The organism is Janthinobacterium sp. 61 (assembly GCF_002846335.1).
In the GTDB taxonomy this organism is placed as follows: domain Bacteria; phylum Pseudomonadota; class Gammaproteobacteria; order Burkholderiales; family Burkholderiaceae_D; genus Janthinobacterium.
Genome location: NZ_PJMQ01000001.1, coordinates 3,244,512 through 3,258,618 on the forward strand (window position 1 = coordinate 3,244,512; position 14,107 = coordinate 3,258,618).

Annotated in this window: 10 protein-coding genes; 6 read left to right on the forward strand and 4 right to left on the reverse strand. The window is 62.2% G+C overall.

Annotation, left to right across the window (positions count from 1 at the left end):
- Positions 1–63: 63 nt before the first annotated feature.
- The 3 genes from lpdA to aceE all read right to left on the reverse strand — a co-directional run bounded on the left by lpdA (position 64) and on the right by aceE (position 6,302).
- Positions 64–1,848 (reverse strand): dihydrolipoyl dehydrogenase, encoded by a 1,785-nt coding sequence (gene lpdA, locus CLU92_RS14880; RefSeq protein WP_101482506.1) that lies wholly within the window; start codon positions 1,846–1,848, stop codon positions 64–66.
- A 10-nt stretch (positions 1,849–1,858) separates the two neighbouring features.
- Complete coding sequence (aceF, locus tag CLU92_RS14885; RefSeq protein ID WP_101482507.1) at positions 1,859–3,511, reverse strand: dihydrolipoyllysine-residue acetyltransferase; 1,653 nt, start codon at positions 3,509–3,511, stop codon at positions 1,859–1,861.
- A 94-nt stretch (positions 3,512–3,605) separates the two neighbouring features.
- Positions 3,606–6,302, reverse strand: coding sequence for a pyruvate dehydrogenase (acetyl-transferring), homodimeric type (gene aceE / locus CLU92_RS14890; protein ID WP_101482508.1), 2,697 nt, complete (start codon positions 6,300–6,302; stop codon positions 3,606–3,608).
- A gap of 478 nt (positions 6,303–6,780) precedes the next feature.
- Here aceE and folD point away from each other — a divergent pair, with 478 nt between their 5' ends.
- The 5 genes from folD (at position 6,781) to CLU92_RS14915 (ending at position 12,090) form a co-directional block, all read left to right on the forward strand.
- Entirely contained in the window at positions 6,781–7,626 is an 846-nt protein-coding gene (folD, locus tag CLU92_RS14895) for a bifunctional methylenetetrahydrofolate dehydrogenase/methenyltetrahydrofolate cyclohydrolase FolD (protein ID WP_101482509.1), read from the forward strand.
- A gap of 48 nt (positions 7,627–7,674) precedes the next feature.
- On the forward strand, positions 7,675–9,744 hold the full coding sequence (locus tag CLU92_RS14900; protein ID WP_101482510.1) for a M3 family metallopeptidase: 2,070 nt from the start codon (positions 7,675–7,677) through the stop codon (positions 9,742–9,744).
- Between the two features lie 20 nt (positions 9,745–9,764).
- Complete coding sequence (locus CLU92_RS14905) at positions 9,765–10,190, forward strand: DNA polymerase III subunit chi (protein WP_101484699.1); 426 nt, start codon at positions 9,765–9,767, stop codon at positions 10,188–10,190.
- Complete coding sequence (locus CLU92_RS14910) at positions 10,187–10,600, forward strand: hypothetical protein (protein ID WP_101482511.1); 414 nt, start codon at positions 10,187–10,189, stop codon at positions 10,598–10,600. Before CLU92_RS14905 ends, CLU92_RS14910 begins: the two co-directional genes overlap by 4 nt.
- 347 nt (positions 10,601–10,947) lie before the next feature.
- A complete protein-coding gene (locus tag CLU92_RS14915; RefSeq protein ID WP_101482512.1) occupies positions 10,948–12,090 on the forward strand; it encodes a branched-chain amino acid ABC transporter substrate-binding protein in 1,143 nt (380 codons plus the stop codon).
- Here the strand turns inward: CLU92_RS14915 and CLU92_RS14920 are convergent.
- Complete coding sequence (locus CLU92_RS14920; protein ID WP_101482513.1) at positions 12,083–12,985, reverse strand: LysR family transcriptional regulator; 903 nt, start codon at positions 12,983–12,985, stop codon at positions 12,083–12,085. The genes CLU92_RS14915 and CLU92_RS14920 overlap by 8 nt on opposite strands.
- 91 nt (positions 12,986–13,076) lie before the next feature.
- On the opposite strand from CLU92_RS14920, the gene CLU92_RS14925 reads away from it, so the two are divergent.
- Positions 13,077–14,093 carry an NAD-dependent epimerase/dehydratase family protein gene (locus CLU92_RS14925; RefSeq protein WP_101484700.1) on the forward strand — a complete coding sequence of 339 codons (1,017 nt, stop codon included), beginning with the start codon at positions 13,077–13,079 and terminating at the stop codon, positions 14,091–14,093.
- Positions 14,094–14,107: the final 14 nt, after the last annotated feature.

The window sequence follows — 14,107 nt, forward strand, 5'->3', positions numbered from 1 at the left end:
TCTCATCGTTGCTGGATAATAAAAAACCCCGCAATCGCTTGCGGGGTTTTTAGTGTTACAACATCAACGCTTGCGCGGTGGCGGCAAGTCCGTGCAGACACCTTCGTAGACTTCAGCGGCCATACCGATCGACTCGCCCAGCGTCGGGTGCGGGTGGATGGTCTTGCCGATGTCGGTGCCGTCGCAGCCCATTTCGATGGCCAGGGCGATTTCGCCGATCATGTCGCCCGCATGCGTACCGACGATGGTGCCGCCGATGATGCGATGCGTTTCTGCGTCGAACAGCAGCTTGGTAAAGCCTTCTGCGCGGCCATTGGCCACGGCGCGGCCCGAGGCGGCCCACGGGAAGTGGCCCTTCTCGACCTTGATGCCCTTGGCTTTCGCTTCGTCTTCCGTAATGCCGGCCCATGCCACTTCCGGGTCCGTGTAGGCGACCGACGGGATCACCTTGACATCGAAGTGGGACTTCTGGCCGGCGGCAGCTTCCGCTGCCACGTGGGCTTCATGCACGGCCTTGTGCGCCAGCATCGGCTGGCCCACCAGATCGCCGATGGCGAAGATGTTAGGCACGTTGGTGCGCATCTGGCTGTCGACGTTGATGAAACCGCGGTCCGTCACTTGCACGCCGGCCTTGTCTGCGGCCAGCTTCTTGCCGTTCGGACTACGGCCCACGGCGACGAGCACCAGGTCGTAGACTTGCGGCGCTGGCGCCGTGGCGCCCGCTTCGGCTGCTTCGAACGTGACCTTGATGCCTTCCGGCAACGCCTCGACGGCCACCGTCTTGGTCTTGGTCATGATGTTATCGAAGCGCTTCTCGTTGAACTTCTGCCACACCTTGACGGCGTCGCGGTCGGCGCCCTGCATCAGGCCATCCATCATTTCGACCACGTCGATGCGCGCGCCAAACGTGGAATACACGGTCGCCATTTCCAGGCCGATGATGCCGCCGCCGATGACCAGCATGCGTTTCGGGATCTGGCGCAATTCCAGCGCACCCGTCGAATCGACGATGCGCGGGTCTTCCGGCACGAAGGGCAGTTTCACCACGGACGAACCGGCAGCGATGATGGCCTGCTTGAACTGCACGACTTTTTTCGAGCCGTCGCCTGCCGTCACTTCGATGTGGTTGGCGCTGAGGAACTGGCCCACGCCGGTAACGATTTGCGTCTTGCGTGCCTTGGCCATGCCAGCCAGGCCGCCCGTCATGTTCGAGATGACGCCTTCCTTGTACTTGCGTACCTGGTCGATGTCGATCGTCGGCTTGGCAAACGTCACGCCCGTATTCGACATGTGCGCCGTTTCATCGATGACGGAGGCGACGTGCAGCAGCGCCTTCGACGGGATGCAGCCCACGTTCAGGCACACGCCGCCGAGGGTGGCGTAGCGCTCGACGATGACCGTCGACATGCCCAGGTCGGCCGCGCGGAACGCCGCCGAGTAACCGCCAGGACCACCGCCCAGCACCATCATGTCGACGTCGATGTCGACCTGGCCGCTGTAATTGCTGGCCGGGATGGCGGCAACGGCCGCAGATGCTGGTGCGGCAGCGGCTGCCGGAGCGGCTGCAACCGGCGCAGGAGCGGCCGCTGGCGCAGCAGCCGCCGCGCCTTCAGATGCTTCCACCACCAGCAGCGCGCTGCCTTCGGCGATCTTGTCGCCAACCTTGACCTTGATTTCCTTGACGACACCCGCATGGGTCGAAGGAATTTCCATGCTGGCCTTGTCCGATTCGACCGTGATCAGGGACTGGTCCACCTTGATGGTGTCACCCACCTTGACCATCAGTTCGATGACTTCGACTTCCTTGAAGTCGCCGATATTCGGTACTTTTACCTCTACTGTGCTCATCAATCGCTCCTTACAGCAGAATTTTGCGCATGTCGGCCAGGACTTCGCCGAGGTACACGGAGAATCGCGCGCCCATCGCGCCATCGACCACGCGGTGGTCGTAGGACAGCGAGGTGCCCATCATCAAACGTGGCTGGAAGGCCTTGCCATCCCATACCGGCTTGATCGAGGCTTTCGACAGACCCAGAATCGCCACTTCCGGCGCATTCACGATAGGCGTGAAGTGCGTGCCGCCGATGCCGCCCAGGGACGAGATCGTGAAGCTGGCGCCCTGCATGTCGGCCGGTTTCAGCTTGCCTTCGCGCGCCTGCAAGGACAGTTCCGTCATTTCGCGGGCGATTTGCGAGACCGACTTCTGGTCCGCGCCCTTGATCACAGGCACCACCAGGCCATTCGGCGTGTCGGCCGCGAAGCCGATGTTGTAGTACTGCTTGAGGATCAGGTTTTCGCCCTTGGCGTCGAGCGAAGCGTTAAACGCCGGGAATTTCTTCAGCGCGGCGACGGAGGCCTTGATGACGAAGGCCAGCATGGTCAGCTTGGCCGCATCCTTGTTCTTCGCGTTGGCCGCGTTGGTATCGACGCGGAACGCTTCCAGGTCCGTCACGTCCGCTTCGTCGAATTGCGTGACGTGCGGGATCATGACCCAGTTGCGGTGCAAATTCGGACCCGAGATTTTCTTGATGCGCGACAACGGCAGCAATTCGGTCGCGCCGAACTTGCTGAAGTCCAGCGACGGCCATGGCAGCAAGTCCAGGCCCACGCCCGAACCGGCCTTCGCCACTGGCGCGTTCGGCGCAGCGACGGCGCCCGACATCACGCCCTTGACGAAATTCTGCACGTCTTCCTGGGTGATGCGGCCCTTCGGGCCGGAACCGCCCACGCGGGCCAGGTCCACGCCCAGTTCGCGCGCGAACTTGCGGATCGAAGGCGACGCATGTGCCAGCTTGCCATTTGCGGCAGGCGCGGCGGCAGGGGCAGCAGCAGCGACCGGTGCCGAAGCGACGGCTGGTGCGGCGGCGGCTTGCGCGGCAGGTGCAGGAGCGGCGGCAGGTGCAGCAGCAGGAGCGGCGGCGCCGCCGGTCGTTTCCACGACCAGTACCAGCGAACCCTTGGCAACCTTGTCGCCAACCTTGACTTTCAACTCCTTGACGATACCGGCGTGGCTCGATGGAATTTCCATGCTGGCCTTGTCCGATTCGACCGTCAGCAGCGACTGGTCGACCTTGATGGCATCGCCCACCTTGACCATCAATTCGATGACTTCGACTTCCTTGAAGTCGCCGATATCGGGCACGGTCACTTCGACCAGGGCTGGCGCGCCGGCGGCGGCGGCGGGTACCGGTGCGGCAGCAGCGGGGGCGGCTTCAGCGGCAGGTGCTGCTACTGGAGCAGCAGCGGCGGCAGGCGCAGGCGCCGAGGCGTCGTCCGCCACTTCCAGCAGCAGGACCAGCGAACCTTCGGCGATCTTGTCGCCCACGTTGACTTTCAATTCCTTGACGACACCGGCGTGGCTCGATGGAATTTCCATGCTGGCCTTGTCCGATTCGACCGTGATCAGGGACTGGTCTACCTTGACCGTGTCGCCTGGCTTGACCATCAGTTCAATGATCTCGACTTCCTTGAAATCGCCGATATCCGGGACTTTGACTTCCACAATGCTCATAGCTTGCTCCGTTATTTTATTTGTCAGATGGACCCGCACACACGCCAGGGCGGCACTTTCGCACCGCCCTGGCATCATCGGGTCCGCACAACGATTACTGGGTCACCGGATTCGGTTTGTTCGCGTCGATGCCGTACTTGGCAATCGCCTGCTCCACCACCGACACGTCGATCTTGCCTTCGTCAGCCAGCGATTTGAGCGCGGCCACGGTGACATAATAACGGTTCACTTCGAAGAACTCGCGCAGCTTGGCGCGGCTGTCCGAGCGGCCAAAGCCATCGGTGCCCAACACTTTGTAAGTGCGGCCCTTCGGCATGAAGGCGCGGATCTGTTCTGCAAACGCGCGCATGTAATCGGTCGTGGCGACGATCGGGCCATCCGTGTCCTGCATCAGCGACGTCACGTACGGCACGCGCTGCTCTTTCGACGGGTTGACCATGTTCCAGCGCTCGGCATCCTGGCCATCGCGGGCCACCAGGGTCAGCGACGGCGCCGACCACACATCTGCGGCCACGCCCCAATCGTTTTGCAGCAATTCGGCAGCGAAGATCGATTCGCGCAGGATGGTGCCGCAACCGATCAGTTGTACGCGCAGTTTGGCGTCGGCCTGGCCTTCCTGCAGCTTGTACATGCCTTTCAGGATGCCTTCTTCCTGGCCTGGCTTGATGCCTGGCTGGGCGTAGTTCTCGTTCATGATCGTGATGTAGTAGAACACATCTTCCTGATTGGCGATCATACGGCGCAGGCCGTCCTGGATGATGACGGCGACTTCATGGCTGAAGGTCGGGTCGTACGGCATGCAGGTCGGGATGGTTGCGGCGAAGATATGGCTGTGGCCATCTTCGTGCTGCAAGCCTTCGCCGTTCAGGGTCGTACGGCCAGCCGTGCCGCCCATCAGGAAGCCACGGGCGCGCATGTCGGCAGAAGCCCATACCTGGTCGCCGATGCGCTGGAAGCCGAACATCGAGTAGAAGGTGTAGAACGGGATCATGATGCGGTCGTTGGTCGAATACGACGTCGCCGCGGCGATCCACGAGCTCATGCCACCCGCTTCGTTGATGCCCTCTTGCAGGATCTGGCCAGCCTTGTCTTCGCGGTAGTACATGACCTGGTCTTTGTCGACCGGCTCGTACAACTGGCCTTTCGGGTTGTAGATGCCGATCTGGCGGAACAGGCCTTCCATGCCGAAGGTACGCGATTCATCGACCAGGATAGGCACCACGCGCTGGCCCAGATTCGGGTCTTTCAGCAGGGTCGAAATGACGCGCACGAAGGCTTGCGTGGTCGAGATTTCACGGCCTTCAGGCGTGGCTTCCAGCACGTTCTTGAACGCGTCCAGGCCAGGCACAGGCAGGGTTTCTTCCGACTTCTGGCGACGCTGCGGCAGGTAGCCGCCCAGGGCCTTGCGGCGCTCGTGCAGGTAGACCATTTCCGGCGCATCGTCGGCAGGCTTGAAGAATGGGATGTCGGCCAGCTTGTCGTCAGGAATAGGCAGCGAGAAGCGGTCGCGCATTTCGCGGATGGCTTCGTCGTCCAGTTTTTTCGTCTGGTGCGCCGTGTTGCGCGCTTCGCCCGACTTGCCCATGCCGTAGCCCTTGATGGTTTTCACCAGCAGGACGGTTGGCTGGCCCTTGTGTTCCTGGGCGATCTTGAAGGCCGCGTAGATCTTGTGCGGATCATGGCCGCCACGGGTCAGGCGCCAGATGTCGTCGTCCGTCATGTTGGCAACCATTTCCAGCAGCTTCGGATGCTTGCCGAAGAAGTGCTTGCGCACGTAGGCGCCGTCTTTCGCTTTGTAGTTCTGGTATTCGCCGTCGACGGTTTCCATCATCACGCGCTGCAGGATGCCTTCCTTGTCTTGTGCCAGCAAGGCGTCCCAGCCCGGGCCCCAGATGACCTTGACGACGTTCCAGCCGGCGCCGCGGAATTCGCCTTCCAGTTCCTGGATGATCTTGGTATTGCCGCGCACAGGGCCGTCCAGGCGCTGCAGGTTGCAGTTGACCACGATGACCAGGTTGTCGAGCATGTCGCGTGCGGCCAGGCCGATCGCGCCCAGCGATTCCGGCTCGTCCATCTCGCCATCGCCGCAGAAGGCCCAGATCTTGCGGTTGTCGGTTTTCGCGATGCCGCGTGCGTGCAGGTATTTCAGGAAGCGCGCCTGGTAGATCGCCATGTGCGGGCCCAGGCCCATCGACACGGTCGGGAACTGCCAGAAGTCAGGCATCAATTTAGGATGCGGGTACGAAGACAGGCCCTTGCCGTCAACTTCCTTGCGGAAGTTCAGCATTTGCTCTTCCGTCAAGCGACCTTCGAGGAAGGCGCGCGCGTAGACGCCGGGCGAGGAGTGGCCCTGGATGTACAGCAGGTCGCCGCCGTGGTCGGCCGTTGGCGCGTGCCAGAAATGGTTGAAACCGATGCCCAGCATGTTCGCCAGCGAAGCAAACGAGGACAAGTGGCCGCCCAGATCGCCGTCGGCGCGGTTGGCCTTGACCACCATGGCCATGGCGTTCCAGCGCATCCACGAGCGCAGGCGCTCTTCATATTCCAGGTTGCCGGGACAGTGTGCTTCTTGTTTGGTGGGGATGGTATTGACGTAGGCGGTGGTGCTGGAGAACGGGATCTGGGCGCCACGGCGGCGGGCCAGGTCAACCATGCGTTCCATCAGGTAATGCGCGCGTTCCGGACCTTCATTTTCCAGAACGGCTTCGAGCGCGTCCAGCCACTCCTTGGTTTCCTGCATATCCGGGTCGGTGCCGATCTGTGTCGTTACCTGGTTCAGTTGAGCTGACATCTGTTGAGTCTCCTTTGTGAACGCCCCACCCCGATTTTCCGGATCGCTGTCGGACGGTATTTCGCTGATTATTTACTATTAAGTCGGTTTAGTGTGGGGATTCTAACAGCGTATTTACTATTTTTCAAATTACGATATAGCATTTCGCATTGTGAAATTACCCTATGAAATTTATGCTGCAGTGCCGCAAATTCTGCCCGGAAATTAGGGTGAGCAGAGTAACAAAAGGAATGAACACCCCCAGTCGCCCGCACAGGCTCCCCGGGCCAAGCGGGCCTGAAAAATGTCGAAGGCTAGGCGCAGCGACGCAGACAGTACGTCGGTACGGCAAGGAGCTGCAACGCCGCCATCGGCATTTTCTCAAGCTCGCGTCTCTGGCCCGCTGTTGTTACGCCTTTGCATAGCCAAAACCGCCCCTTTGCGCCGCCCGGCTTTATAATCTGTCTTTTCCCTCCCACCAGCTCTCAGCCTCCCTACTATGCCAGCACAACTGATCGACGGAATCGCCCTTTCCCAAAAACTGCGCAGCGAGATCGCCACGCGCGCCGCCGCCCTCACGGCCAAAGGCATCCAGCCCGGCCTGGCCGTAATTCTCGTCGGCGAAGACCCGGCCAGCCAGGTGTATGTCCGCAACAAGGTCAAGGCGTGCGGCGACGTGGGTTTTCACTCGGTGCTGGAAAAATATGAAGCGGACCTGTCCGAAGCGGACTTGCTGGCACGTATCGCCAGCCTGAATACCGACCCGGCCATCCACGGCATCCTCGTGCAAATGCCCTTGCCCAAGCACATCAACCCGCACAAGGTCATCGAAGCGATCGCCACGACGAAAGACGTGGATGGCTATTCCGTCCTGAGCGCCGGCGAACTGATGACGGGCTTGCCCGGCTTCCGCCCGTGCACGCCTTACGGCTGCATGAAATTGATCGAAAGCACGGGCGTGGACTTGCGCGGCAAGCACGCCGTCGTCATCGGCCGTAGCAACACCGTCGGCAAGCCGATGGCCCTGCTGCTCTTGCAAGCGAACGCTACCGTCACCATCTGCCATAGTGCAACCCCGGACCTGGGCCTGTACACGCGCCAGGCCGACGTCGTCGTGGCCGCCGTCGGCCGCCGCAACACCCTGACAGCCGACATGGTCAAACCAGGCGCCATCGTCATCGATGTGGGCATGAACCGCGACGATGACAGCAAGCTGTGCGGTGACGTGGATTTTGCGGGCGTGAAAGAAGTCGCCTCCCACATCACGCCCGTGCCGGGTGGTGTTGGCCCGATGACGATCACCATGTTATTAATGAACACGGTAGAGGCTGCCGAGCGCATCTAAAGAATCACCCCGGGGCGGCGTTGCCGCCCTATTAATATGGAACCGACGATGAATACCAATCCCCTGCTTGATTTTTCCGGACTGCCACGCTTCGACGCGATTACGCACGAGCATGTCACGCCTGCCATCGATACCCTGCTGGCCCAGGCGCGCGCCACCGTGGCGCAGCTGGAAGCGCCGATGGAAGAAGTGAGTTGGGAAAACTTCGTCGCCCCCCAGGACCAGATCGCCGAAACTCTGGGCCGCGCCTGGAGCATCGTCAACCACCTCAACAGCGTGGTCGATACGCCCGAGCTGCGCGCCGCCTACAATGCCAACCAGCCCAAGGTGACGGAATTCTGGACCGAGCTGGGCCAGAACGAAATCCTCTTCGGCAAATACAAGCAGCTGCAGTCCAGCGCCGGCTTTGCCAGCCTGTCGCCGGCGCGCCGGCGCATCGTCGACAATGCCGTGCGCGACTTCCGCCTGGGCGGCGCCGAATTGCCCGAAGACAAGAAAGAGCGCTTTGGCGCCATCCAGGAAGAACATGCGGCCGTCTCCACGCGTTTTTCCGAAAACGTGCTCGATGCCACGAATGACTACAAGTTGCTGGTCGACAATGAAGCGGATCTCGCAGGCTTGCCCGACGACGTGAAGGCCGCCGCGCGCGCCGCCGCCGAGAAGGCGGGCAAAGCGGGCTATGAATTCTCGCTGCACTTCCCCTCTTACTACCCGATCCTGCAATTTGCCGACAATCGCGCGCTGCGCGAAACCATCTACCGTGCCAACGCCACCAAGGCCTCGGACCAGGGCGAGGTCTTCAGCAAGAAGGACGAGTGGGACAACACGCACAACATCGTCACTTTGTTGAGACTGCGCAACGAAGAGGCAAAACTGCTCGGCTACGGCAATTTTGCCGAAGTGTCGCTGGTCTCCAAAATGGCCACCTCGCCCGCGCAAGTCATCGCTTTCCTGGAAGACCTGGCCAAACGCGCGCGCCCGTTCGCAGAGAAGGACCTAGCCGAATTGAAACAATTCGCGCGGGAAGAACTGGACATCGCCGAGCTGCAAGCGTGGGACGTGCCATACGCTTCCGAAAAGCTGCAGGAACGCCGCTACGCGTTCTCGGCCCAGGAAGTAAAACAGTATTTCCCTGAACACAAGGTGATCGACGGCCTGTTCCGCCAGATCCAGAATCTGTTCGCGGTCGCGATCAAGCCCGATACGGCGCCCGTCTGGCACCCGGACGTGCGCTTTTACCGCATTGAGCGCGACGGCCAGCTGGTCGGCCAGTTCTACCTGGACCTGTATGCGCGCGCGGGCAAGAGCGGCGGCGCCTGGATGGACGATGCGCGCGGTCGCCGTGCCGATGCCAGCCAAGTGCAAACCCCGATCGCCTACCTGACCTGCAACTTCACGGAACCGGCCGTGGTCGACGGCCAAGCCCAGCCTGCCCTGTTCACGCACGATGAAGTGATCACCCTGTTCCACGAATTCGGCCACGGCCTGCACCATATGCTGACGGTGGTCGACGAACTGGGCGTGTCGGGCATCTCCGGCGTCGAATGGGATGCCGTGGAACTGCCCTCGCAATTCATGGAAAACTTCTGCTGGGAATGGGAAGTGCTCGAACACATGACGGCGCATGCCGTCACGGGCGAGCCGCTGCCGCGCGCGCTGTACGACAAGATGCTGGCGGCCAAGAACTTCCAGTCCGGCTTGCAAACCCTGCGCCAGGTAGAATTTTCCTTGCTCGACATGCATTTGCACTATGACTACGATGCCAGCACGGGCCAGAGCGTACAGCAGCTGATCGACGGCGTGCGCGCCAGGTTTTCGCTGCTCATCCCGCCTCCGTTCAACCGCTTCCAGAATGCCTTCGGCCATATCTTTGCCGGCGGCTACGCGGCCGGCTACTACAGCTACAAATGGGCCGAGGTGCTGTCCGCCGACGCCTATGCAGCGTTCGAGGAAGCCAAGGCGCTGGGGCAGGCCGCCACCACCGCGGCCGGCAAGCGCTACCTGCAAGAAATCCTGTCCGTCGGTGGCTCGCGCCCCGCGCTGGAATCGTTTACGGCCTTCCGTGGCCGTGAACCATCGATCGACGCGCTGCTGCGCCACAGCGGCATGGCAGCCTGAAGGGTGATATGAGCAGCACCATGAACCGCGTCGATTTTCACAGCAACGTGCCGGACAAGCTGGCCTACGCCTGCCGCCTGGCGCGCAAGGCCTATATGGCCGGCAACAAGGTCGTCGTGCTGGCGCAAGATGCCGCCCAGCTCGACGCCTTGAACACGGCCATGTGGACCATTTCAGCCACGGATTTCCTGCCGCACGTGCTGGCCGGCGACCCGCTGGCGGCGCAAACGCCCATCATCCTGACCGATGACGCGGCCGCGGAGCTGCCGCACCACGACATCCTCGTCAACCTGTCGCAGTTGCCGCCGCCCAACTATGCGCAGTTCCAGCGCGTCTTCGAGATCGTTTCCATGGAGGAGCAAGATGCGCAGGCGGGCCGCCAGCGCTTTTTGCACTACCGCAAGCTGAACGTGCAGCCAACGCACTTCGTGGCGGGTAAAGCATGAACGAACAGCCATTCGACCAGGGCATTCCGCTGCTGACGGAAGTACTGTCGGGGCCGGAAGCCTTGCATGAGACGACGGCGGAGCCGGAAACCGTGCCGAGCATCGGCAGGACCGACATGATCGAAGTGGCCGATATTGCCGAGATGGAGGCCGCACCTGCTCCCGCCATTGCCCAACCCGACTGGGACGCCATCGAACAGCGGCTGACCCAGCGCATCCTGCACCAGGTGCAGGGCAAGATCGATCATCTGCTGGAAGAACGCATCGCCCACGTGCTGCAAACGGCCCTGCAAAACGCGCTGATCGGCATGCGCGGCGCCCTGCGCGCAGACTTGCAGCAATCGCTGGAGCAGATCGTGGCGCATGCGGTCAGCCATGAGCTGGGGCATTTGCATCCACCTGCGCAGTAAGCACACGCCTGTCGTTGACACCATGTCACCCGCCGGCAAACATCCGGGGTCAGACCCGACGTGACTCGGCGTCCCCGTCTGACCCCGGCATTCAAGCCTTTGGGATAAATGACCGTCACTGCATTCGCGCTCTACACCCTTCCCCCTCCCAACGCCATTCTTTGGTGCGCTCGTGCCTGCGAAATCGGTGCATCGCGCCTCACTTTGGTGATTGTTGCGACAAAATGCAAAAAGCCCCAAAAGCGGCTTTGCGCGGCCTGTTTTTTGTTGTAACGTACTTCACACGTACCGCCATTCGAAGCGGTTTCACGAGACGCCGCCGTATCTTTATCCATTGGAGAATGTTTATGCTGCTCAAGACCAAAGTCCTTCCTTTCGCCATCGCCCTCGCCTTTGCCGGCCATGCGGGCGCGCAGGAAATCATCAAGATAGGCCACGTCGCCCCGGTCTCTGGCGCCAGCTCCCACCTGGGCAAGGATAATGAGAATGCGGCCAAGATGGCCATCGAGGATTTGAACGCCAAAGGCTTCAAGATCGACGGCAAAGCCGTGAAATTCGTGCTGGTGCCCGAAGATGACGCGGCAGATCCCAAACAGGGCACGGCCGTGGCGCAAAAACTGGTCGACGCCAAGGTCAACGGCGTCGTCGGCCATTTGAACTCGGGCACGACGATACCCGCCTCGCGCATTTACTTCAATGCCGGCATTCCGCAGATTTCACCGGCCGCCACCAACCCGACGTATACCCAGCAGAAATTCAACACGGCCTTCCGCGTGGTGGCCAATGACAACAAGCTGGGCGGTACCCTGGGTGCATATGCCGTGGGCAAGCTGCAAGCGAAGAAAATCGCCGTCATCGATGACCGCACGGCCTACGGCCAGGGCGTGGCGGAACAGTTCGTCAAGGGCGCCAAGAAGGCGGCGCCTGGCGTGCAAATCGTCGGCAAGGAATTTACGAATGCCAACGCGACCGACTTCAATGCCATCCTGACCAGCATCAAGTCGAAAAATCCCGACCTGATCTTCTTTGGCGGCATGGATTCCGTGGGCGGCCCCATGCTGCGCCAGATGAAGGCGCTGGGCATCAAGGCCAAGTTCATGGGCGGCGACGGCCTGTGCACGGAACCACTGGGCAAGCTGGCGGGCGACGCCGTGGGCGAAGACATGGTCACCTGCGCGGAAGCGGGCGGCGTGACGGGCGCGCAGCAAAAAGGCATGGACGATTTCCGCGCCCGCTACAAGCAGAAATACAATATGGAAGTGCAGCTGTACGCGCCGTACGTCTACGATGCCGTGATGACCATGGCCACCGCCATGGCCGACGCGAAATCGTCGAAGCCGTCCGTCTACCTGCCGTTCCTGGCGAAGGTGCACTACCAGGGCGTGACGGGCCCCATCTCGTTCGATGCCAACGGCGACATCAAGGATGGCGCGCTGACCCTGTTCACCTACCGGGATGGCAAGAAAACCAAGATGGAAGTGATTAAATAGGCGGCTGCTCGGCCACGTAAGCGAGCAAGCCTTCGACCAGCGCGTCGAAGGTGGCGCGGCAGCGCAGGCTGCCGCGCAAGTCTGCATGCATGGTGACCCAGGTTTCCATGGGCAGCGAAAACGCTTGCGGCAACACGCGCCGCAGGGCCGGGTCGCGCGCCGCCAGCGCCGCCTGGCATACGCCGATGCCGGCGCCCGCGCGTATCAGGGCCAGTTGCGCCAGGTCGCTGTCGCTGCGCCAGGCAAAGTTTTCCCGCGTAAATCCATCAAAGGCCGCGCCCGCGTTGCGCACGAAGGGACTCGCCTCGTCATAGCCGATGATGGCATGGCGCGCCAGATCGGCCAGTGCCAAAGGCATGCCATGCTGCGCCAGATAGTCCGCGTGCGCATGCAGGCCCAGTTCGATATCGCCCACCTTGCGCGCCACCAGCTGTTCCTGGCGGGGCCGCAGCATGCGCACGGCAATATCCGCTTCCCGGCGCAGCAAGTCCTGCACCTTGTTACTCAATACCAATTCAATAATCAAGTCCGGATGGCGCGCACGCAGGCGGGCCAGTATCGCCGGCAGCACCTGCACGCCCACCACTTCGCTGGCCGCGATGCGCACGACGCCAGCCACGCCCTGCCCTTGACTGCTGGCGGCGCGCTGCATCAGGGCCGCCGTATGCTCCATGGTTTCCGCGTGGGGGCGCAGCGCCAGCGCCACTTCCGTGGGCAGCAGGCCCTGCTGGGAACGCGTAAACAGGGTCGCGCCCAGCGCCTGCTCCAGCGCGGCGACATGCCGGCCGACGGTGGGCTGCGTGATGCCCAGCGCGCGGGCCGCGCCGGACAGCGAACCATGCTTGAGCACGGCCAGCAGCGAACGATAGTATTCCCAGGCAATGGAGGTAGTCATACATAAATGTATAGCCTGTCATCGATGTTCGTCAATTCTCAATTAGCCTTGCGTGGCAGATACTGGCTCCATCAACCACAGGGAGGCCATGATGGAGAACACGAAAAACACGAAAGCGGTATTGGTGCTGGGCGCCACGGGCGGCATCGGCGGCGAAATGCTGCGCCAGCTAGCGGCGGCGGGCTGGCAGGTACGCGCCTTGACGCGGGGAGAAACGCCATCGCCGCGCGGCGACGGCGTTGCATGGCTGCGCGGCGATGCGCTGTCGCGCGCGGACGTGCTGGCGGCCGCCAAAGGTTGCGCCGTCATCGTGCACGCCGTCAACCCGCCCGGCTACCGCCACTGGGGCCGGCTGGTGCTGCCCATGCTCGACAACACCATCGCGGCCGCCATCGCCGAAGGCGCCACCATCGTGCTGCCTGGTACCGTGTACAACTTTGGCCCCGATGCCTTCCCCAGGCTGGCCGAGGACGCACCGCAGCACCCGCAGACGCGCAAGGGCGCCATCCGCGTGGAACTGGAAGCGCGCCTGGAGCGGGCAAGCACGCAGGGCGCCAGGGTCCTGATCGTGCGGGCGGGCGATTTCTTCGGCCCCCGTGCCGGCAATAACTGGTTTTCGCAGGGTCTCGTCAAGCCGGGCCAGAGCGTGCGCAGCGTGCTGTATCCGGGCGCACCCGGCGTGGGCCATCAGTGGTCCTACCTGCCCGACGTGGCGCACACGATGCTGCAATTGCTGGCCATGCGCGCCACCTTGCCCGCGTTTGCGCGCTTTCACATGGCTGGCCACTGGGACCACGACGGCAGGCAAATGACGGGGGCGATTGCCCGCGTGCTGGAACAGGCCACGGGTACGCCACCGGCCATCCGACGTTTTCCGTGGTGGCTGGTGGCACTGGCGTCACCGTTCGTGGCGACCCTGCGTGAAATGCGCGAAATGCGCTATTTATGGCAAACCCCGCTACAGATGGACAATGCGCAGCTGCTGGCCGTACTGGGCCGGGAGCCGCATACGCCGCTCGACGAGGCGGTGCGGGCGACATTGCAGGGCATGGGCAATCTGCAAAAGGCAGCGGGCAAAAAAAACGCGCCGGGATTGCCGGCGCGTTAATTGCAGGTACTGCG

Coding starts and splice junctions, on each gene's coding strand:
- CLU92_RS14915 (WP_101482512.1), top strand. CDS start 10,948: ATGCTGCTCAAGACCAAAGTCCTTCCTTTCGCCATCGCCCTCGCCTTT.
- CLU92_RS14900 (WP_101482510.1), top strand. CDS start 7,675: ATGAATACCAATCCCCTGCTTGATTTTTCCGGACTGCCACGCTTCGAC.
- CLU92_RS14910 (WP_101482511.1), top strand. CDS start 10,187: ATGAACGAACAGCCATTCGACCAGGGCATTCCGCTGCTGACGGAAGTA.
- CLU92_RS14905 (WP_101484699.1), top strand. CDS start 9,765: ATGAACCGCGTCGATTTTCACAGCAACGTGCCGGACAAGCTGGCCTAC.
- folD (WP_101482509.1), top strand. CDS start 6,781: ATGCCAGCACAACTGATCGACGGAATCGCCCTTTCCCAAAAACTGCGC.
- CLU92_RS14920 (WP_101482513.1), bottom strand. CDS start 12,985: ATGACTACCTCCATTGCCTGGGAATACTATCGTTCGCTGCTGGCCGTG.
- aceF (WP_101482507.1), bottom strand. CDS start 3,511: ATGAGCATTGTGGAAGTCAAAGTCCCGGATATCGGCGATTTCAAGGAA.
- lpdA (WP_101482506.1), bottom strand. CDS start 1,848: ATGAGCACAGTAGAGGTAAAAGTACCGAATATCGGCGACTTCAAGGAA.
- CLU92_RS14925 (WP_101484700.1), top strand. CDS start 13,077: ATGGAGAACACGAAAAACACGAAAGCGGTATTGGTGCTGGGCGCCACG.
- aceE (WP_101482508.1), bottom strand. CDS start 6,302: ATGTCAGCTCAACTGAACCAGGTAACGACACAGATCGGCACCGACCCG.